The sequence below is a fragment of the Paenibacillus sambharensis genome (genome assembly GCF_003233845.1).
GTDB lineage: Bacteria > Bacillota > Bacilli > Paenibacillales > Paenibacillaceae > Paenibacillus_I > Paenibacillus_I sambharensis.
On record NZ_QKRB01000010.1, the window covers coordinates 161,695 to 181,158 of the forward strand.

Below are 19,464 nucleotides of genomic sequence, written 5' to 3' on the forward strand. Positions count from 1 at the left end.
TGGCTGCCCTTGGAGGCATGCAACAAAAAAGAGAGGCAGCGGCTGTCCTGATGGACGGCTGCTGCCTCTTCATCTTATACCGGTGTCTTGGTCGCGGATTACCCGAAGACAACCCGGTCGTCGGCCATCTTGTGGCCGCTGATCTGCTCAAACTCCTTGAGAAGCGATTCCACGGTCAGGTCTTTCTTCCGCTCTTCGCTGATGTCCAGAATGATGCGTCCCTTGTCCATCATGATCAGGCGGTTGCCGAGACGGATGGCCTGCTCCATGTTATGGGTGACCATCAGCGTGGTCAGATTCATCTCGCGGACGATGCTGTCCGTGAGCTTCGTAATCAGCTCGGCCCGCGCCGGGTCGAGGGCTGCTGTATGCTCATCAAGCAGCAGGATTTGCGGCTTGGTGAAGGTGGCCATCAGCAGGCTGAGCGCTTGGCGCTCGCCGCCGGACAGCTGGCCAACCTTGGCCCGCAGCCGGTTCTCGAGACCAATGCCAAGCCGGCTCAGCTGCTGGCGGAACAGCTTGCGCTTGGCGCCGGTCACGCCGAAGCTGAGTCCCCGCGACCTGCCGCGGGCATACGCCATGGCCAGATTCTCCTCGATCGTCATATGAGGAGCGGTGCCAGCCATAGGGTCCTGGAAGACGCGGCCGATCCAGCGGCTCCTGGCATGCTCAGGCTGATTCTGAATTGTTTTGCCTTCAATGGAAACTGTACCGCTGTCTGGTGTTATAACACCAGAAATAATATTCATCAATGTGGACTTGCCGGCGCCGTTGCTGCCAATGACCGTAACGAAATCACCAGGCTTCAGGTTCAGGTTAATATCAACAAGGGCAATCTTCTCATCCGGGCTCCCCGGAAAGAACAGCTTGGTAACATGGGACAGCTGCAGCATTAGAAGCCACCTCCAATCGGCTTGCCGCCGGACTTGCCGGTAAGTTCGGCTGACCGCTTCTTGGCCATCAGCTTCTGCTTCCAGGTGCGCTGAATCGCCGGCAGTACAAGCGCAATAATAACGATTAATGCGGTGATCAGCTTCAGGTCTGAAGCTTTCAGCCCCTCAATACGAAGGGCAAGAGCTACAATGATGCGGTACAGAACCGATCCGACAATGACGGCGAGCGTAGCCATGAAGACGGTTCTTGTACCAAGAATGGCTTCGCCAATAATAACCGAAGCCAGACCGATGACGATCATCCCCACGCCCATTGAGAGATCCGCGAAGGAAGACTGCTGAACAATCAAGGCACCGGAGAGGGCAACAAGACCGTTCGATAGGCTGATGCCGAGTATCTTCGTCAGATCCGTATTGGCCCCGAAGCTGCGGATCATCCGTGCGTTGTCGCCCGTCGCACGCAGCGCCAGGCCAACCTCCGTATGCAGGAATGCATCCAGCAGCAGCTTAATCAGCAGGATAATGCCAGCGATAGCCAGCAGCTTTACCCAGTAGGGTGAAACGCTGGAGAACAGCTGCTCCGTACCATAAACCGAGATATTGGGTGCTCCGCCCATAATACGCAAGTTGATGGAGTGGAGGGCGATCATCATCAGAATGCCGGACAGAAGCCCGTTAACTCGTCCCTTCGTATGCAGCAGGCCCGTACAGAGGCCGGCAACTATACCTGCACCGAAGGCGGCAAGGAGGGAGATAGTAAGGGAGTGCCCGCCCGTGAGCATGATGGCTGCTACAGCCCCTCCGGTGGTGAAGCTCCCGTCCACCGTAAGATCGGGAAAATCAAGAATACGGAACGTGATGTAAACGCCCAGGGCCATTAGCGCGTATAGAAGCCCTGATTCTATCGCTCCCGGAATTGAATCAAACATGCCAGTTAACCTCCTATTAGGAATTAAAAGGGGGTGAACGATGGGACGTTCACCCCGGATGTGTAGTCGGATTATTGAATTAAGTTCGTCTCAGGGTCCTGGACGCTGTTCTTCATTTCCTCTGTCACAGTGACGCCCTGTTCTTCTGCAGCTTTAACATTCAGGATCAGGTTAAGCTTATCCGGCTTTGTAATCGGCAGCTCAGACGGCTGCTTGCCGTTCTTAAGGATCTCCACAGCCATCTCACCGACCTGGTAGCCGTGATCAAAGTATTTGAAGCCGACTGTGGCAACCGCGCCCTTCTCAACCGTATCTCGGTCACTGGAGAACAGCGGCAGATCATTGTCGCGCGCAACCTGCAGAATCGACTCCACGCCATTGACGACAACATTATCGAGCGTGATATAGAGGGCGTCCACACGGCCGGCAAGCGATTCAGCCGCCTGCTTTACCTCGGATGTATTCGTGACTGGTGCGCGGACCAGCTCGATGCCATGCGCTTTCAGTGCTTCCTCGGCAGTCTTTGCCATAATAATGGCATTCGGCTCACCCTGGTTGATGACAAGCCCGACAGATTTTACCTCAGGCAGGTGCTTAGCGATAAAATCCATCAGCATCTTGATCGCTTCAGGGTTTGTATCGGATGCGCCCGTAACATTGCCTTCCGGCTTCTCCAGGCTGGTCACAATCTTGGCGTCCAGGGGGTCGGTTACAGCGGCGAACAAGACGGGCTTGTCTTTGACCTGCTGCATGACCGCCTGCGCGGAAGGTGTGGCAATGGCCAGAACAAGATCGCTGTCTGTAGTGGCAAGCTTCTGGGCAATGGACAGGTTGTTGGTAGAGTCGGCCTGGGCCACATTATAATCGACCTTCAGGTTGGTTCCTTCCTCGATACCGTTATCCTTCAGTGCGGCAAGGAAACCCTCGCGCGTAGCGTCAAGTGAGGCATGCTCCAGGTACTGGGAGATGGCAACCTTATAGGTCTTCTGCTCCGCTGGATCGGCGCCGCCGCTGCTGCCGCCAGTTCCTTCGTTCGTCTTGGTTCCTCCGCCGCATCCGGCCGTCAAGAGTACAGCCGAGAGCGCTAACGCAAGCCATGTTTTTCTCTTCATCTGTATTACCCCTCTCTTTAAATAGACACGTAACTCCACCAACGGATATCCGAATTAACGCTTTTGTGTGATAAAGTAATGCCCGGTGCAATGTCAGGTTACGTGACTCCATTTGTATACAATATGCGCCAAAGGTATATGTAATCCATATTACGGTGCCTTCATCTATTCGTCAAATAGTTTTATATGTAAAATGAATAGAGGAAATGAAAGGGCAGCTGTAAAATTTAGGGTGGTATTTATTGGGCAAGTTGCAGGTTTTCCGGGGATAAAGTCTAATTAATAGATAGTGCTGCTGCTAGAGGCATTCATGGGCGGCGGAAAGTGAGACGGTCTATGTGGTTTAGAACCTTTGCTTCTGAATGTAGAAATACGATCGTCCAGAACTGGTTGGCCCAGTTGAGTGATGCTTATCCGGGGATGACGAGCCCTGGCCGCATGCGGACTCACGGGCTGATTATGTTCGGGCTAATCTGTGATATTTATAAGCCCCTTAGCCATTGCGAGCGGTACTCGATGCTGCCTGGACTGTGCGAATATCATGCAGACAGGGGCACACCTGTTGAGTGCCTGCTGCGCAGCTGTCTGATCTGGCGGCGTTCCTTTGGTGCCGCGCTGGAGAAGTGGGCGCTTGGAAGCGGTGAACGCAACATATCCAAGGAAGAGATGTGGACAGCCCTCACCATATTTCACGAACGGATCGATGAGCTGCAAAGTACCATGGGGCGGCTGTATTGGAACTGTGTACAGGAGCAGCTGCGGCGTAAGGATAAAGCGATTAACCGCCTGTACAGCGACCGCATGGATATGCTGGGGAAAATGGCGGCCAGTATGGCGCATGAGCTTCGTAATCCGCTCTTCGCGATTGAAGGGTTCTTGAAGCTGATTCGTTCGTCACTGCCCCCTGATGAGCTGGGAAAAGTGGAGCGGTATATCGAAGTAATGGAAAGCGAATTCAAAGGACTATACAGCCAGATAACCGGAATATTGAGCTTCTCCAGGAACAACGCGCTGGAGGAGCCGTTTCAGTCCTGCCGGGCAGAAGAGCTGCTGGCGGGTGTGTGCAAGCTGGTCAGCGACAGACTGAAGTATGGTGAGGTCCAGCTGCTCGTGGAAGGCAGCCTTGGCTTCTCATTAATTGTCCAGCGGTTAGCCCTGCAGCAGCTGGTTGCCAATCTGGTCTATAACAGCATCGAGGCTTTCCCGGCGGGATCAAGCGGTACGGATAAGATTATCCGGCTATCCGGCGGAGAGGATGCCCGCCATTATTATATTTCCGTTGCCGATAACGGGCCTGGCATCCCGGCGGGGCTGATAGCGTCCATGTTTGAGCCCTTTGTGAGCGGCAAGCCGAATGGAACGGGACTTGGCTTGTCCATCTGTAAGCAGATTGCGGAGAAGAATAGATGCCGCCTGACTTATTCGGCGAGTGAGGGCCAAACCATATTTACCTTAACCTTTGAGAAGTCGGAGCAGGCGGAGCTGGAGAATGAGGCGGACAGAAGTATAGGATAGGCATCGTTGATCTAGAAGAGAAAAGTCACTACGTGCGGATCTGGTTTCTTTCCAGGAGAGTCCACAATTCCCGAGCCAATTGGTTTGCAGGGACAGGCATTTTGTTAAGGATCCACCATTCCACGATGCCTACAATCGCTGACGCCATGAACTGAACCAGAATTTCCTTATTCATCCCTTTATTTATGCCGCTCATATTAACCTGCTCATGAATGCCTTTCACCATTAATTGATGAAGCCGATCCCGAAAGGAAGGCATCCCTTCATTGGTTAACATACATGTATAAAACAAGATATGCTCTTCAAAATACTCCGTAGTCGCGAGTATGGAATCGAATGTGGGGAAATGCGTTTGATCAGCACCTGTAGACGCACAGACCCGCAGTAATCCGGCAAGCTGTTCCTCAATGCACTTGTCTAACAGGTGGAACTTATCTAAGTAATGCAAATAAAACGTGCCCCGATTTAGGTTGGCCCTCTCCGATATGAGATGAACGGTAATATCCTTAAAGTCTTTTTCAGCCATGAGGTCGAAAAAGGCTTTTTTTATGGCTTCGCGCGTTTTTAAGATTCTTCGATCCACGGTCATCTTTACATCCTCCTTGCAGGAATGAACATTTATTAACATCGTGTTGATTAGTGAACAATCCAAGCATGATTAACGATTGAACTCATGGGGATAACAACTTACAATTTTATTGTATTAGACAGTTGTTGATAAATCAACAAATGATAATAAAGTTGGGAGGTAAGACAAATGAGAGCAATAACGATCCATGGATACGGGGGGCCAGATGTACTGGAAGAACAGGAAGTGGCCGTACCAGCTTGTAACGATAATCAAGTCCTTGTTGAAGTATTCGCGACTTCCGTTAATCCCGTTGACAGTAACATTCGGGCAGGTCGTGTGCAGGAGGTTTTTCCGGTACATAGCTTTCCTCATATTCTAGGACTGGATCTTGCAGGTGTGGTTAAGGAAGTGGGAGCAGCAGTCAAATATGTGAAGCAAGGGGACCGGGTGTTCGGCTTGGGGAGCTCAGGAACTTATGCGGAATATGTGGTTGCAGAAGAGGTCCAGCTAGCAAAGCTGTCTTCCAACATAACGTTCAATGAAGCGGGTGCTATGCCTGCCGTTGCCCTAACAGCTTGGCATTCATTGTTCCGTTATGGGGAGTTGAAGGAAGGCGAACGTGTGTTGATCCATGGCGGGGCAGGCGGTGTCGGGCATATAGCGATTCAAATGGCTAAGTTAACAGGTGCCCATGTTATCGCAACAGCAAGCTCGAACAATCATGAATTTGTACGCAGCTTAGGTGCGCATGAGGTAATCGATTATACGGCTGTTGACTTCTCAGAAGCAGTTAGAGACGTGGATATGGTTCTTGACTTCGTTGTTGATCTGGAACAAGAGAGAAACTGCAGAGTATTGAAGAAAGGCGGCAGGGTGGTTTCGATTGTAACTCCAGCGATTGCAGACATCGCCCGAGCACATGGTGTAGATGGTAAATTTGTAATCGTCGATCCAAAGCGTGAAGAACTGGAACTTATCGAATGTTGGATGCGGGAACAACAGCTAAAAGTTCACATTAGCGGCGTATTCTCTCTGGATGAGGCAGCTCTCCGCAAGGCGCATGCGCAAATAGAAACAAAGCATACCAGGGGAAAATTATTAATACAGATTCGGTAATGAAACAAAAGCGTGGCTTGCGGCATCATATACGGCAGCTGCTCCGATTACTGCGCTGCCGCTTGAATAATGAATCCAGCATAAGTACATCCAACCTGATGACGGGAGCCCTAATTACAGTTTCCGGGACAAGCAAACAGGCCGGTCTCTTACCGTGCTCATAGAGTAGATAGAATTCTATAGCACTGGAGGAGATGAAGGATGTGGTTGTTAGCGGCCGGAATTGCGCTCGCCGCGCTGGCAGTTGGTCTGCTATACCGGTATTTGGATTGGAAGGCGGATCGGAGATGGGCGCCACATGAACCCGGTCAGGTAATCGTCTCGTTCGAGGATGGGGTAACGGATGATGAGCGGGAGCGGATGATCCGGATGGCAGGCTGTACCGTAATGGACTCCAATGTCCATCTTGGCACCTATACACTCAAGTCAAGCCGGAAGATGAGAAAGGTGCTCGAGCATTTCAACAGCATGCAGGGCATTCATTATGCGGAGCCTAACTTCTTGTATCAAGCAACTCTTATGCCGGATGATCCATTCTTCCCCGAGTATCAATATGGACCGCAGGTTATTCAGGCTCCGGAAGCCTGGAATGTAACGGTCAGCAGACCTGAAGTTGTGATCGCCATACTTGATACAGGCGTGCAGGCAGGGCATCCAGACCTGGCTCCCAAGCTTGCAGCGGGATACAACTTTGTAGAAAACAACGATATGCCAACCGACCGTAACGGCCATGGTACACATGTTGCCGGCATAGCAGCAGCAGCGACTGATAATGGCCTCGGCATCGCAGGAATTGCACCCGCTACCCGATTGCTGCCTGTTAAGGTGCTCGGCGATAATGGCACAGGAAATCTTAATCAGGTCGCTAACGGCATCGTCTATGCGGTGAACCGCGGGGCGCAGATTATCAACTTGAGCCTGGGATCTTCGGCTTCGGCTGTAACTCTGCAAAATGCAGTCCGTTTCGCTGCGGACCGTGGGGTCCTTCTGGTTGGGGCTGCAGGCAACAATGGTGTATCCGTTCCAAACTACCCGGCAGCCTATGCCGAAGTGCTGGCGGTCGCTTCCACGACGGAGCAGGATGTCCGCTCTTCCTTCTCGAACTACGGGCTGTGGGTGGATGTGGCCGCGCCGGGAGATCGCATTCTCTCCACCTACCTGGGCGGCAACTATGCTTACCTGAGCGGAACCTCTATGGCTGCTCCCCATGTGTCTGGCGTGGCTGCGCTGCTTGTTGCACAGGGAAGGAATCAGGCGCAGGCCAGGGCGGCAATCCAGCAGACAGCCGATCCGGTTCCTGGGACCGGGGAATGGTGGGTCTACGGCCGGGTAAATGCTGCACGTGCCGTTCGTTTCCAAGCTGCTGAAGCGCAGAAGGAATAACAGGCCGCTCAAACAGAAGAGCCTTCCGCTTGTACGGGAGGCTCTTCCTGATTTTTTACTGCGGATTGGTGGTCCATATGCCAGCGGCCTTGACAAATACACGCTGAGGCAGCTTCAGGGCTGCCGTAATAAGCTCAGCCATGTCCTCCGGCTGCATCATCCGGTCTTCTTCACCGATCTTCAGCCCGGCATTGACGGCCAGCGGCGTGTTAACCGTGCTTGGCGTGAGGGCAGTGACCCTGATATTGAACTTGCGCACTTCCTGCATCAGGGACTCGGTCAGACCCATCACTGCGAACTTGGATGCGCAGTAAGCTGAGCCGGTTGCAAAACCGCGCTCGCCCGCTGTAGAGGCGATGTTAATAATGCTGCCTTCGTTCTGGCTGATCATAGTCGGCAGGGCAGCGCGGGTTACATAGTAGGTTCCCATCAGATTAACCTGGATAATGCGCTCCCAGGTAGCCGGGTCCATATCGAGCAGGGTGGCAAACTCAGCAATGCCTGCATTGTTAATCAGAATGTCCACCGATTTCAGCGAATTAATTAACTGCCCGACGGCAGCTGCCGCCTCGTCCTGGCTTGCTATGTCGGCGATGGCAGTATGAACCTGTACATCATGCTTGCCGGTAATCTCATCCTTAAGCTGCGTGAGGTCGGACTCACTTCTGGCCATCAGGCCCAAATGAACGCCTTCGGCTGCCAGGGCAAGCGCGGTGGCCCGGCCGATCCCTTTTCCTGCTCCTGTGATAATGGCAGTTTTCCCCTGCAGTGTCATTCTCCATCACTCCTTCTGGTATCAATAAGCTTCATACAGTATGTAAGTCGTTCTACTCGTGGCCGGCTTAAGGGCCGGAACACTCTTTATTATAGAAGATCTGGAGAGTGGGGACAAACTGCCGCTCTGAAGCAGCTCTAGGTAGAGATAAAGCCGCCGCCATTGACATGGAGGGTCTCGCCGGTGACATAGCGGGAATCATCACTTGCCAGATAGACATAGGCGGGAGCTAGCTCAAATGGCTGCCCGGCACGCTTCATCGGAGTATCGGTGCCGAAGACAGCAACGCGTTCAGCCTCAAAGCTGGCAGGGATCAGTGGAGTCCAGATAGGTCCGGGAGAGACGGTATTAACGCGAATCCCCTGTTCTACGAGGGACAGGGCAAGAGAACGGGTGAAGGAGGAAATGGCACCCTTGGTGGCGGAATAATCAATCAGATTCTTCTCACCGCGGTAGGCAGTAATGGAGCTCGTATTAATGATTGAACTCCCGGCCTAAGCCATACACCTCCATCAGTTGAGACTCACCCCTGCATTATATTTATGAACTGCTGATACTATGCCTGCTGCATAAACGCGGCAACTAGGGAAATTGTGATGGAAGTGTGACATAAACCCATGACGGACCCATGCCTGTATGCTATAATCTCCATTACTGGACGGGATCAGTCAGACAGTAGTAACGGCGGCAAGCTGAATAAGAGCCCTGGGGGCTCTGGTCGGGGAGGTATGCTGTGAAGCGTTTGATGTATCGGGCGGCCTATGAATCGGCAGATGAAGCATATGTTATGGAAGCGGTTACCATAGGAGGGGCGGGGCAAGCGATGCCGCTAGTGGACAGCGGCATTCTCATGACCGTCGCGATTTACCGGTGGAATAACCAGTTATTTCTTTATTGCGAATGTGTACAAGAGCGAATAGAGCCGGATGAATTGTTCCCGGAGCTTGCGCCATGGCTGAAGATATGGCCTGGCGGCGGTTCAGACCGGCGGTGGGTTCCAATGGCGGATGTCTTTCACTTCAACGAGCCGGCCGGGCCGGAGCATTGGAGGCGCCGGGCTCCGGTTGAACGCCGGGTGGGACGAATCGCCCACTTGAAGCCGGAGATGATCGCAAGTTACATCTACTATCATTACCAGCTGCAGGAGGAGAGGGCGTTCTCTGGCGGGAAGTATGAGATTATCGGCATTCATGAGAACGTGCTGTTCGGGTATCAGGAGTTTCCGCAGGTCGTGGAGGAACCGGTACTGCCGCCAAAGCTGCATACGAAGGGCACACCGCCTAACTGGGAGGATGCGAGAATGGATCTTCATTTCCAGCCTTGGCCGGATGGTCATCTATATTTTAAGCCAATTGAGAGTTTGTTTGCCTATTATAACGAAGGAGAGGGGAATGCGAGATGACAGTTGGTGTACTGGCTCACTTGTTCGGTGCCATGCCCTATGAACAGATTGCGCCGAAGGTGGCATCCTTCGGATTCCGTCATGTACAGCTGGCTCTGTGGAAGGCCGTCAGCGATATCGATTTCAGCAAGCCGGGTGCGTTGAGCCCGGGACTGGCCCAGGCAATCGGGGAGTCCTTCCATAAGCACGGCGTATCGATATCGGTGCTGGGTTGTTACCTGCATCTCTTCGACAGACGCGAAGAGCAGCGCAGGGAGAATATTGAACGGTTCAAGGAGCTGCTGCGCTATGCACGATTCTTCGGAGCGCCGATTGTAGCTGCCGAGACGGGCACTTACCCGCCTGGAACCTACACGGACGAGGATTGGAGCGTCATGCGGAGCACGCTGGAGGAGCTGGCCGAGGAGGCGGAAAAATGGGGCGTGTTCGTCGGCATGGAAGCAGCGAACGGTCACTTGATCGGTACAGCCAAGGAGCTGGACCGGATGCTGCGCGAGGTTCCTTCACCGAATATTGGTGTTGTGCTGGACCCCGGAAACCTGCTTCATGAAGGCAACATAGACAGCCAGGATAAGGTTATCGAGGAGGCCTTCAGCCTGCTTGGCGGGCGGGTCATCGCCTGCCATGCGAAGGACCGCATACAAGAACCGGACGGTACGGTTATTACCGCAGCGCCCGGCTATGGAAAGATGAATTATAAGCTTTATATGGAACTGCTGGAGCAAATGAAACCGCATGTCCATATCATTATGGAGGAAGCGAAGCCTGAACAGATGCCACAGTCCAAGAGCTATATTGAGACGATCAGAAGACAGGCCGCTGAGAAGGCGGCTCTGCTGCGCTAAAAAGTTCGCGCCGCTGCCCGGCTTGCGACCGGTTGTTACCGGATCTCGAACACTTGATGCAGCCTGGTAAGCTCGAACAGATTTTTGATTTCGCCGGTCAGGCCGGTCAGCCGAAGGCTGCCGTCCACGCCGGCGACTTTTTTGTTCAGTGAGATCAATACGCCAAGCCCTGCCGAATCCATATAGGTAAGGCGGGACAAGTCAAGCTCGATATAGATAAGGCCGGCATCAAGCTTCTCAAGCATTAGTCTGCGGAAATCCGCTGCCTGCTCAGCGTACATTCTGCCGGCAGCGGAGACCTTAATCGTGCGCTCGGGCGCATTCGTGCTGTAGTCGATTTCAAGCATGGTGTTACCTCCTGGAGGGTTAGGGATAATGAATCATAACCGATGAATTCCGGATGCTGCTTAAGCTGATTCTGTCATACGTTTAACCTTGGCGTCCACTTCGGATGCCAGAGCTGTAATATGCTCAGAGCCCTGAACGATGCCCTGTATACTGCTGCCCACGCTTGTAATCAAGCTGCGAACGGACTCCGCATTGCTGGCTGTCTGCTCAATCGTGCCTGTTACGTCGCTGATGAGACCAACGATTTTCTCAGAGGAGGCGAACTCCTCTGAGGTGACAAGAGTAATCTCCGATACATGATGCGCGCTCTTCTGGACAGCACTGGAGATGTGCTCAAGCGCTTCCCCGGATTGCTCAATGGAGGCATAACCCAGGTCGATCTCCCGGCGGCTGGTACGGGTAGCCGTGACAACATCCTCAACACAAGAGACAATCTTCTCGATTAGCAGGCCGACCTCCTGGGTTTGGCCGTTCGCCTGTTCGGCCAGCTTGCGGATTTCGTCAGCGACGACCGCAAAGCCGCGGCCCACTTCACCCGCCCGGGCAGCTTCGATGGAAGCATTGAGAGCAAGCAAATTGGTCTGCGATGCAATCCCCTGGATACCGGTTGTGATTTGGCCGATCTGGGCGGAGTAGTCACTCAGACGTAGGACATGGCCATCCATGGTTTCGGTATGCTGGCGGATCGAGGACATCCGGCTGACGGTTTCCGAGATATGGGCTCTGCCGAGCTCGGTTGCTTCAAGGGTTTCCTGGGAAAGCTGGCTGGCCGCCTCCGCCTTCACCTTGGCAATCTGGATTAATGATGACAGCTCAAGAAGGACCTGGGAGGTATCGATAGCCGCACGCGTGCCATCCTGTGAATCCTGCTTTACCTGATTGATATTGTCTTCAACAGTCGTGTAAGCATTGCGAATTTGAGCGATGGACTCGGACATATGGGAGGAAGAAGCGGCAACGTTGGACATGGAGTCATAGACCTCGGTCTTAAGGCGGCTGAGGAGCTCCAGGGTATACGCTTGCTTGGCTTCTTCCATCTTCTGCTTGATTCGTCTGCTGGAGACAACCTGCCAGGCGGTAGCGCCTGACGTGAGTACCAGGAAGATGGCGTGCATCAGTACCATGGTAAACGAATATTCCGTCGTGCCGAAGACCAGTTCGGGAATCAGCAGCCATCCTGCCAGATGCTGCAGGGCAAACAGCAGAGTCATCGTGATAATGAGTGAAAGCTTCTCGTAATAAGCGAGCATAGCCACAACCATGAAGATGGAGAAGTGGAATTCAACTCTTCCGCCAGAACCGGCGATGATTGACATGCTGCCCATCGTCAGCGCCAATGTTATCAGATGAGGGATGAAGGGATGATCCCCCTGCAGCCGGTAGCAGACAAGCGCCGCAATATACAGGATGATGGGGATGGCAAGAAGGACGTGGAGCGAGAACGAGAATTCGCTGGCAATATCCGTGCTTGCGACGGAATGGGCCATATGCCCGCCCTCTTGGAAAAGATGAAGACCGCGCCCCAGCCAGTGAGCAAGCACAGAGAGAATAAGGACGATAGCCGACATCCAAAGCATAAGCTGATTTTTTTTAATGCTCATCTGGGAAGCCTCCTAAGTATAGTGAACGTAATTGTTCGACATATTATGACACAATCCTTCTGATTTTCTAAACGAAACAGAAATCTAACAATTTACCCATCTAAGGAATTGACAATTAAGCGCTGAACAGTATAATGGGATGAGAAATGGGGGAGATGTGATGAAGACTAAGGGCATGATGGAGGCCGAGGTCAGCAGAGCATTAACCCAGTGGGAACGTGATTTCCTGGGCAGGGGTTCAGTTGATGTCAAGACAGACATCGTACGCAATATGATTGTGGTCATGCTGAAGGGTGTGCTCACTCCTGCTGAGAAGCTGCTTGCAGCGGAGAAGGATGGCATGCTGTCCGTTAAACGCAACCGTTCCGAGCTGGTGGAGACGGGGGCGGGCCAGCTGTATCAATTGATTGGAGATTTGACGGGCAAGCAAGTGGTGTCGTTCTTCACCGATATATCAACTCGTTCAGGCGAGCGGGTTATGGTGTTTATGCTGGACGGCAATCTGGAGAACGAATTAATGACGAAGAAGGCTTAGGCGGAGATCATCGGAGCACCGGTATACGGTGGGCTTGAAGATAACCGGTAAATATTCGGCAGGCGCTTATCGGAGCGAAGCCGGACGTTTGCCGGTTTTTTTGTGCGCAGATATGCCCGTATGAACACATACAACGAAGGAGGAGTTTTACGATGTGGGAAATTGTACTGAGCAACATGGGATCGCCAGCGGTTCTGTTCTTCGGGCTTGGCATGCTGGCGGTGCTGATTAAATCGGATTTGAAAATTCCGGGAGGGCTCACCGAGACGCTGAGCATCTATCTGCTAATCGCGATCGGGCTCAAGGGGGGGATCGAGCTATCGAACTACCCGCTGTCCGTGCTCGTTAAGCCGCTTTGGGCAGGGATTCTGCTTGGCAGCATCATCCCTTTAATCATTCTGGGTGTGCTGCGTAAAGCGTTCAAGCTAGATATCTATCATTCTGCCGCGCTGGCGGCCACCTATGGATCGGTGAGCGTGGTCACATTCGGGGCAGCGGTTGATTTTCTGGAGAAATCGGGAATTGAATATGCGAGCTATATGAGTGCTATCATGGCGGTGATGGAAATACCGGCACTGCTGGTCTCTATCGTCATGCTGCGCGTTATGAAGGACAAGGGGGCGGCGAAGCAAGTGACTGCCGTTACGGCCTATTCCTCCATCGTGCCCATTCCATCTAATAAATTCAGCTGGGAGCCGATCAAGGAATGCCTGACCGGGAAGAGTGTCATCCTGCTCCTAGGCAGCCTGATTGTCGGCCTTATCGGCGGCCAGGAAGCTGTGCCGGTTGTGAAGCCGCTCTTCATCGATCTGTACCGCGGGTTTCTGCTGATTTTCCTGCTTAGTATGGGCATCGTCTGCGGACAGCAGCTGCATAAGATGAAGATCGGCGTCAAGCTGATCGGCTTTGCGCTTATCATGCCGCTGTTCAACGGTCTTCTGGGCATTCTGATCGGCCAAGCGGCAGGCTTGTCCATGGGCAGCGCAGCCCTGATGGGCGTGCTGGCTGCCAGCGCCTCATACATCGCTGCTCCGGCAGCCTTGAAGTCCTCTGTGCCCGAGGCCAGCCCTACCGTCTATCTCGGATTGGCACTCGGTATTACGTTTCCGCTAAATCTCGCGCTTGGGATCCCTGTCTATACGGCCATGGCGCAGTGGCTTTACAGCTGAGCGAGCAGGCGCTTCGCGATCATCGTATAGTCATCCTTGGATATGCCGGGCGCGAACTCCTCGGGCAGCTCCTCCAGATCAGGAACAGGCGCACCTTCCGGGCAGCCGTTAATGACACGCAGCTGCTGTCCGTTCTCCGGGTGGTCGCCCTTCCAGATCAGCGAGATATCCTGAAAGTCGGTGTCGCTCCAGGTGTAGAGAACATTGCCGAGCCCCTGCTCCTCGAATTTGCGGGCGTAGTCGAATCTGGTGTTGCTGAGATCAGGTACGGGAAGCATCTTGGTCAAGTCAACGCCGGTAGCAATCTCCAGTGCCTTGGCATAGGCAACAATATGGGTGCCGCCTCTTACGAGCAGATAACCGATCATCTCCCGAGCAACCGGTGAGTCGGTCATCTCATACACACGCATCTTGTGCGTGCGTGCGCCGATTTCAAGGAATAGATTATGCATTAGATCCAGCACAAGGTTGCCGCTGTTAAACACATTATCACCGCTCCATGGCCTTCCCATGGAATCGCCGGGAACGGCGTTTTGGGCGGTGGCGATGAAATGATAGGTATTGCGCGCATCCAGACCGGTTCTAAGCGGGGTCAAGTCGGGTGCAGATGGAACGGTTATGCCGTGAGTCAGCAGATTGATGGCACTGGTTACGAGCTCAACATGGCCGAATTCTTCGGCCGTAATGCTGGCTACAAGGTCATAGAATGGCTTCAGCTTCTTCTTGGCGCGGAAATTGTTCGACTGGTACATGTAATTATTAAGGGTAGACATTTCGCCGAATTTGCCGCCAAGCAGCTCCTGCACGGCAGCAGCGGCGTTGGCATCGCCGTGATCGGGTGTCGGAAGATAGATGGGGAGCCTGTTGATTCGTTTGAACACCGGTTTCTCACTCCTTGCGCGTAGAATGGCTTTCGTGAGACATCTGTACAGGTAATCAGCAAGGATAGATCCAGATGATCTGCTGAATACGGACCAAGAAAGGCGTCTGTCCAACCAGCACAACAATATGGTCGGGCATGACGGACTTGAGCTCTCCTCTTAGCGAACCCCTGGGCGTATCCAGCGCCACCCATTTCCCTGTATAGGGCTGTAAACTTTGGTATACGTACGGATCGCTTAATACGGCGGACGGTGTTTGCACAGCTGCCAGCTCCTTCCGGAATGAAACTTCATATTCATTGTATGCAGCTGTGCCGCAGTATCATGACGATACAACCCATGGGTTGGGAAGGGATATCGATAATCGGTGATAATCATTATCAGCTTTGGGTATAATGAAAGCAGGCGGGCAGCTGGTCTTAAGACAGCAGCTCAGAGGAAATGGAATACCAACAGGGGCAGCCTGCAGGCTGCCCCGGAACTATAAGGTGAAGCATTGTTTATGATGAAGGTCCAGATAGGGGTCTGGTCCTTTGGGTTACGGTTTAGATTTTGGGCTCAAAGGTTTTGCAGTCGGTTTCTTCGGAGTGGCTCGCCTGCTTGCCGCGATGGCTGACCACATAAATGGAGGAAGCGGCGCATTTATTGCCGTTAGCCCAATACTTGCAGGAATTAACCTCACATAATACGTCCTGTGCCATAGATATCACCTCCCATCATTCTAGGATGGGGCATGGCAGCCGTTATTTATACGCAGAGTCATCTCTCCAGGGCAGAAAATGAAGCAGCGGCCTCTTCCATAACGGATGAGGCCGCTGCTTCTGCTGTTCTTCTTCGGCTATCCCGCCCAGCGGGAGACGACAAACACAGCAGGTGAATTCCAGTAAATCGTCACTTCATTGGTGGCGTAGCTCTCCACGTGATCTATGAAGCAGGCAGCAGGAGCTTTTCCCGCCAGCAGCTCTCTGGATATATCGTCATTCAATCCGGCATTGGGTCCTCCTGAGACAAGTCCCGGAACAGGGGCATCGACCGAATCGCCTGCCGAAGGACGGTGATGGGGGTGACAGACGGCCCGGTCACCAAAGCCTGTGACATAGCTGATGCCCAGTATATTGCGCCCAAGAAGGTAATGCACATGGTCAAGCGCCGTCTGTTCCAGCTCAGGCGCAGGACCTAACCGTGCGGCTATAAGCAGCAGCATGGCGTTATTCATGACGACCATGCTGCTGCCCCATATGTAATCCTGGGGTCCAAGAGAAATGAAGTAACCGTCCTGGTTTGCGCGTTCCGAGAGTGTCCGCGTTTCCTCCAGCAGACCGTCCAGCAGCCTGGCGCGAAGCTCTGCATCCGTGCTGCCCTCTTCTGCCAGCAGGTAAGCGATGGTGCCGTAGCCGCCCATGTCCGCCCATCCCAGGCTGTATTTCGGAAAAGCCTTGCCTGACAAGTCCGCGAAAACCTGATGGAACTGGTTCTCGCCCGTCGTGCGGAAGAGTTCCGCCGCGGCCCAATAGCGCTCATCATCGGTCTCCTCATCGCTATATTCACCGGTCGTAATACCGGCAGGATTGCGGAAGCCCGGGAGGTCCGGATGCTGCTCCAGCCAGCTCCAGGCACGGCGGGCAGCCTTCAGGCAGACCTCGGCAAAGGCCGTATCAAACGGTTGATAAACTCTGGCTGCCATAGCCATTACGCCGGCAAAGCAGCCTGCGGCCGACACGGATACCGGGGAGAAATACAGCTCCGCCAGATCATCCTCGGGCATGACTTCTATGCCGGGAAAATGGCAGGTGGTAAGCTTGTGGAACACGCCTCCGGTCAGCGGATCCTGCATTTTCAGCAGAAACTCAAGCTCCCAGCGGCACTCATGCAGAACATCCGGCATGATCCCGTCCGATTCAGGAAGCGGAAGCGTGCGGGAGAAAGCATCCGGGTAGAATTCATAGGCCAGCAGAAGGTCGGCAACCGCCTTCGCGCCAGGCCCCGTGTATTTGCCATAGTCGCCCGCATCATGCCAGCCTCCCCGGCTGTCCGGCCGGCGCTCCGTCTGATCGTAGACAATGCCATCCGCCAGGTGGCAGGCGGCATGATGCCACGGACCGGCGTATTCTTCGGTCAGCTCGGTACCGCAGCGGAAGTAATAGAACGCCTTCAGCAGCCCGTCGTGAAGAGTATCGTAAGGGCGGCCGGAAATGGTGAACGGACCAGACAGCTGCCGGCCGTTATGTTCAATCCGGTAGCTGCCGGAAGCGGTCAGAGCGGTAAAATCACCTTTACATACGTTTGCTCCTGTGGATGGATCCTTGGCCGGTACTCCGGTATGGCCTGTAAATACGGTTTGACCTGATGTCAGGTCGATGATCTCAAAGCTTCCCTCGTAGCCGTTAAAGACGGCGTTCTTACGGGACCCAGAAGGATAGCCCAGCTGGTTAACCGCAGCAGGTCGGTAAGTGAATGGCTCAACCATACAGGTGCCTCCTTTAGTGATAATTAGCATGGTGGACTGTTACAGCCTAAACTTGTGAGGGACGTCTTGTGCCAGCAGGCAAAAAGTGCATTCGCTATTGATTATAGGTGCTATACTGAGTTCAATGTATCAGAAGCACAACCAGTTTTATCAGAATCTAAACTTGTATAGCGCTTCTGGAAGGAAAGCGGCAGGTCCAGGGTTAACCATAACAATAAGTTAGAGAAGCGGAGGCACTGCTTATGCCGGTGATTCGATTTCATGCGCTCCCCATGCCTTATTATATCTGCAGCGGCCACTGCCTGACCGCGCCGGGACGGGGGCACCCTGACCGGTATGCGCTTGGCGAATTTGATCTGCTCGTGGTTGATCAGGGCTGTCTCTATATTGGAGAAGAAGACCGGCGGTACGAGCTGGCGGAAGGGCATGCGCTTATTCTCCGGCCGGATTCCCATCATTACCCGGCACAAGGCTGCAGGGAGATAACCGGAAGCTACTACCTGCATTTTCAGACGGCAGGCGTCTGGGATGTCTTAAGCGATGCGGAAGGTGCTTCAAGACTGGAGGAGCCTCAGGCTGGCGAAGACGGCGGGGCTGCCGATCATCATCCGAGAGTGGCGGCGTTCGATATCCGTATCCCCCAGTTTACCCGGCTGCTAAATGCGGGCAAAATGTACGAGCTGCTCCGCCAGCTAAACGAGCTGGAACGAGATTCCCATCTGGGCGCGGTCAAATGGAAACAGCAAATGCTGTTCCAGGAAGTGCTGATGCAGCTGGAGGCATCCATGGCCGATAAAATCCCGCGTCCAGGCGCAGATATCGCCGATCAGGCGGCATCGTACCTCCGCCTGCACTACAGGGAGCGAATCTCTATCCGCAGCGTCGGTGAAGCGCTGAACTTTCATCCCGTGTACATCGCGAGGTGCATGCAAAAACAATTCGGATGCTCCCCGATGGAATACCTGATGAGGTACCGGCTTGAGCAGGCCAAGAAGCTGCTGCTCCAGACCGACCTGCCGGTCAGCCAGATCGGGCAGGATGTGGGCTTTCAGCAGGCTGCCTATTTCACCTCCTGCTTCGGAAGGTGGGAAGGCATTACCCCGCGGGAATACCGGCAGAGGTTCATGCTTGGGCATTCCCGAAACGGGTTAAACGGGTAATAGGAGTTATATCGAGTACATAGCGAAGAAGGGTGAGGACAGCATGACGAACAAGACGTCATATATAACGGGATGCGACAGGGGACTGGGGCTCGGACTGGCGAGGCAGCTGCTGGACCGTGGGTATACCGTATTTGCCGGACGGTATATGAATGACTGGCCGGAGCTGGATGAGCTGGCCGGGCAGACGGACCGCCTTCACATTCTGCCGCTTGATGTCACCAGTGAGACGTCTGTGCAGGAAGCCGCTGCCGCGATCAGGAAGAACACGGACCGGCTTGACCTTCTCATTAACAACGCCGCGATCTTTAAGGACCGGTCCGGTGATATTTTCGGTGAGCTCCATTTCGGCGACATGATGAAGCTCTATGACACGAACACGCTTGGCCCGCTCCGGGTGACGCACTCGGTTGTTGACCTGCTGGTGAAGGGAGAGGATAAGCGTCTGGTGAACATCTCCTCTGAGTCGGGCAGCATAGCGAACAATTACCGCAAGCAGGAGTTCGGCTACTCGATGTCCAAGACGGCTGTTAATATGCAGTCGGTTATGCTGCAGGAGCATTTGAAGGAATACGGCATCAAGGTGCTGGCGTTTCATCCCGGCTACGTGCGTTCTTACATGCTGGGCAAATTTAACGAGCATGCTGCAGTGGAGGCGGAAGACTCGGCGAAGGGCATTTTGAAGCAGACGCTGCGGGCGCATGAATTGGACGGACCAATATACATGGACTATGAGGGCAACCTCCTTCCATGGTAAGAGGG

Annotated in this window: 20 protein-coding genes and 1 pseudogene; 9 read left to right on the forward strand and 12 right to left on the reverse strand. The window is 53.7% G+C overall.

The features are described 5' to 3' along the window. Positions 1–98: 98 nt before the first annotated feature. The 3 genes from DNH61_RS01810 to DNH61_RS01820 all read right to left on the reverse strand — a co-directional run bounded on the left by DNH61_RS01810 (position 99) and on the right by DNH61_RS01820 (position 2,934). Positions 99–893: an ABC transporter ATP-binding protein gene (locus DNH61_RS01810; protein ID WP_111144992.1), complete on the reverse strand. Its 795-nt coding sequence runs from the start codon at positions 891–893 to the stop codon at positions 99–101. Next, complete coding sequence (locus DNH61_RS01815) at positions 893–1,822, reverse strand: ABC transporter permease (protein ID WP_111144993.1); 930 nt, start codon at positions 1,820–1,822, stop codon at positions 893–895. Before DNH61_RS01815 ends, DNH61_RS01810 begins: the two co-directional genes overlap by 1 nt. 71 nt (positions 1,823–1,893) lie before the next feature. After that, a complete protein-coding gene (locus DNH61_RS01820; protein ID WP_111144994.1) occupies positions 1,894–2,934 on the reverse strand; it encodes an ABC transporter substrate-binding protein in 1,041 nt (346 codons plus the stop codon). A 324-nt stretch (positions 2,935–3,258) separates the two neighbouring features. Between DNH61_RS01820 and DNH61_RS01825 the strand changes: the two genes are divergently transcribed. Then, the gene (locus DNH61_RS01825) at positions 3,259–4,449 is read left to right on the forward strand and encodes a sensor histidine kinase (protein WP_146240922.1); all 1,191 of its coding nucleotides are present in this window, start codon (positions 3,259–3,261) and stop codon (positions 4,447–4,449) included. Positions 4,450–4,477: 28 nt separating this feature from the next. Here DNH61_RS01825 and DNH61_RS01830 read toward each other — a convergent pair whose 3' ends face one another. Continuing rightward, positions 4,478–5,038 (reverse strand): TetR/AcrR family transcriptional regulator, encoded by a 561-nt coding sequence (locus tag DNH61_RS01830; protein ID WP_220036912.1) that lies wholly within the window; start codon positions 5,036–5,038, stop codon positions 4,478–4,480. A 168-nt stretch (positions 5,039–5,206) separates the two neighbouring features. Between DNH61_RS01830 and DNH61_RS01835 the strand changes: the two genes are divergently transcribed. Further along, the gene (locus DNH61_RS01835; RefSeq protein WP_111144996.1) at positions 5,207–6,136 is read left to right on the forward strand and encodes an NADP-dependent oxidoreductase; all 930 of its coding nucleotides are present in this window, start codon (positions 5,207–5,209) and stop codon (positions 6,134–6,136) included. Between the two features lie 201 nt (positions 6,137–6,337). Beyond that, the gene (locus DNH61_RS01840) at positions 6,338–7,519 is read left to right on the forward strand and encodes a S8 family peptidase (protein ID WP_111144997.1); all 1,182 of its coding nucleotides are present in this window, start codon (positions 6,338–6,340) and stop codon (positions 7,517–7,519) included. 55 nt (positions 7,520–7,574) lie between these two features. On the opposite strand, the gene DNH61_RS01845 is transcribed toward DNH61_RS01840, so the two are convergent. After that, complete coding sequence (locus DNH61_RS01845) at positions 7,575–8,294, reverse strand: 3-ketoacyl-ACP reductase (protein WP_111144998.1); 720 nt, start codon at positions 8,292–8,294, stop codon at positions 7,575–7,577. A gap of 137 nt (positions 8,295–8,431) precedes the next feature. Next, positions 8,432–8,785: pseudogene (locus DNH61_RS01850) on the reverse strand (SDR family oxidoreductase); the annotation flags it as partial. A 242-nt stretch (positions 8,786–9,027) separates the two neighbouring features. On the opposite strand from DNH61_RS01850, the gene DNH61_RS01855 reads away from it, so the two are divergent. Then, positions 9,028–9,696 carry a hypothetical protein gene (locus DNH61_RS01855; protein ID WP_111144999.1) on the forward strand — a complete coding sequence of 223 codons (669 nt, stop codon included), beginning with the start codon at positions 9,028–9,030 and terminating at the stop codon, positions 9,694–9,696. Then, on the forward strand, positions 9,693–10,541 hold the full coding sequence (locus tag DNH61_RS01860) for a sugar phosphate isomerase/epimerase family protein (protein ID WP_111145000.1): 849 nt from the start codon (positions 9,693–9,695) through the stop codon (positions 10,539–10,541). The genes DNH61_RS01855 and DNH61_RS01860 overlap by 4 nt, the downstream gene beginning before the upstream one ends. A 35-nt stretch (positions 10,542–10,576) precedes the next feature. On the opposite strand, the gene DNH61_RS01865 is transcribed toward DNH61_RS01860, so the two are convergent. Further along, on the reverse strand, positions 10,577–10,888 hold the full coding sequence (locus DNH61_RS01865; protein ID WP_111145001.1) for an STAS domain-containing protein: 312 nt from the start codon (positions 10,886–10,888) through the stop codon (positions 10,577–10,579). A 60-nt stretch (positions 10,889–10,948) separates the two neighbouring features. Further along, entirely contained in the window at positions 10,949–12,490 is a 1,542-nt protein-coding gene (locus tag DNH61_RS26185) for a methyl-accepting chemotaxis protein (RefSeq protein ID WP_111145002.1), read from the reverse strand. Positions 12,491–12,650: 160 nt separating this feature from the next. On the opposite strand from DNH61_RS26185, the gene DNH61_RS01875 reads away from it, so the two are divergent. After that, positions 12,651–13,025, forward strand: coding sequence for a Na-translocating system protein MpsC family protein (locus tag DNH61_RS01875; RefSeq protein WP_181438546.1), 375 nt, complete (start codon positions 12,651–12,653; stop codon positions 13,023–13,025). Positions 13,026–13,177: 152 nt separating this feature from the next. Then, on the forward strand, positions 13,178–14,194 hold the full coding sequence (locus DNH61_RS01880; protein WP_111145004.1) for a sodium-dependent bicarbonate transport family permease: 1,017 nt from the start codon (positions 13,178–13,180) through the stop codon (positions 14,192–14,194). On the opposite strand, the gene DNH61_RS01885 is transcribed toward DNH61_RS01880, so the two are convergent. The 4 genes from DNH61_RS01885 to DNH61_RS01900 all read right to left on the reverse strand — a co-directional run bounded on the left by DNH61_RS01885 (position 14,185) and on the right by DNH61_RS01900 (position 17,542). Beyond that, positions 14,185–15,075 (reverse strand): manganese catalase family protein, encoded by an 891-nt coding sequence (locus tag DNH61_RS01885; RefSeq protein WP_111145005.1) that lies wholly within the window; start codon positions 15,073–15,075, stop codon positions 14,185–14,187. The two genes, DNH61_RS01880 and DNH61_RS01885, sit on opposite strands and share 10 nt — an antisense overlap. 55 nt (positions 15,076–15,130) lie before the next feature. Then, positions 15,131–15,337 (reverse strand): YuzF family protein, encoded by a 207-nt coding sequence (locus DNH61_RS01890; protein WP_111145006.1) that lies wholly within the window; start codon positions 15,335–15,337, stop codon positions 15,131–15,133. 283 nt (positions 15,338–15,620) lie between these two features. Beyond that, entirely contained in the window at positions 15,621–15,776 is a 156-nt protein-coding gene (locus DNH61_RS01895; protein ID WP_111145007.1) for a DUF1540 domain-containing protein, read from the reverse strand. Positions 15,777–15,913: 137 nt separating this feature from the next. Continuing rightward, positions 15,914–17,542: a glycoside hydrolase family 9 protein gene (locus tag DNH61_RS01900; protein WP_111145008.1), complete on the reverse strand. Its 1,629-nt coding sequence runs from the start codon at positions 17,540–17,542 to the stop codon at positions 15,914–15,916. A 242-nt stretch (positions 17,543–17,784) separates the two neighbouring features. On the opposite strand from DNH61_RS01900, the gene DNH61_RS01905 reads away from it, so the two are divergent. After that, on the forward strand, positions 17,785–18,702 hold the full coding sequence (locus DNH61_RS01905) for a helix-turn-helix transcriptional regulator (RefSeq protein ID WP_111145009.1): 918 nt from the start codon (positions 17,785–17,787) through the stop codon (positions 18,700–18,702). A gap of 43 nt (positions 18,703–18,745) precedes the next feature. Then, positions 18,746–19,459 (forward strand): SDR family oxidoreductase, encoded by a 714-nt coding sequence (locus tag DNH61_RS01910; RefSeq protein ID WP_111145010.1) that lies wholly within the window; start codon positions 18,746–18,748, stop codon positions 19,457–19,459. The last annotated feature ends 5 nt before the right edge of the window (positions 19,460–19,464 follow it).

Coding starts and splice junctions, on each gene's coding strand:
- DNH61_RS01895 (WP_111145007.1), bottom strand. CDS start 15,776: ATGGCACAGGACGTATTATGTGAGGTTAATTCCTGCAAGTATTGGGCT.
- DNH61_RS01905 (WP_111145009.1), top strand. CDS start 17,785: ATGCCGGTGATTCGATTTCATGCGCTCCCCATGCCTTATTATATCTGC.
- DNH61_RS01845 (WP_111144998.1), bottom strand. CDS start 8,294: ATGACACTGCAGGGGAAAACTGCCATTATCACAGGAGCAGGAAAAGGG.
- DNH61_RS01815 (WP_111144993.1), bottom strand. CDS start 1,822: ATGTTTGATTCAATTCCGGGAGCGATAGAATCAGGGCTTCTATACGCG.
- DNH61_RS01875 (WP_181438546.1), top strand. CDS start 12,651: ATGAAGACTAAGGGCATGATGGAGGCCGAGGTCAGCAGAGCATTAACC.
- DNH61_RS01840 (WP_111144997.1), top strand. CDS start 6,338: ATGTGGTTGTTAGCGGCCGGAATTGCGCTCGCCGCGCTGGCAGTTGGT.
- DNH61_RS01860 (WP_111145000.1), top strand. CDS start 9,693: ATGACAGTTGGTGTACTGGCTCACTTGTTCGGTGCCATGCCCTATGAA.
- DNH61_RS01865 (WP_111145001.1), bottom strand. CDS start 10,888: ATGCTTGAAATCGACTACAGCACGAATGCGCCCGAGCGCACGATTAAG.
- DNH61_RS01835 (WP_111144996.1), top strand. CDS start 5,207: ATGAGAGCAATAACGATCCATGGATACGGGGGGCCAGATGTACTGGAA.
- DNH61_RS01810 (WP_111144992.1), bottom strand. CDS start 893: ATGCTGCAGCTGTCCCATGTTACCAAGCTGTTCTTTCCGGGGAGCCCG.
- DNH61_RS01830 (WP_220036912.1), bottom strand. CDS start 5,038: ATGACCGTGGATCGAAGAATCTTAAAAACGCGCGAAGCCATAAAAAAA.
- DNH61_RS01820 (WP_111144994.1), bottom strand. CDS start 2,934: ATGAAGAGAAAAACATGGCTTGCGTTAGCGCTCTCGGCTGTACTCTTG.
- DNH61_RS01910 (WP_111145010.1), top strand. CDS start 18,746: ATGACGAACAAGACGTCATATATAACGGGATGCGACAGGGGACTGGGG.
- DNH61_RS01900 (WP_111145008.1), bottom strand. CDS start 17,542: ATGGTTGAGCCATTCACTTACCGACCTGCTGCGGTTAACCAGCTGGGC.
- DNH61_RS26185 (WP_111145002.1), bottom strand. CDS start 12,490: ATGAGCATTAAAAAAAATCAGCTTATGCTTTGGATGTCGGCTATCGTC.
- DNH61_RS01880 (WP_111145004.1), top strand. CDS start 13,178: ATGTGGGAAATTGTACTGAGCAACATGGGATCGCCAGCGGTTCTGTTC.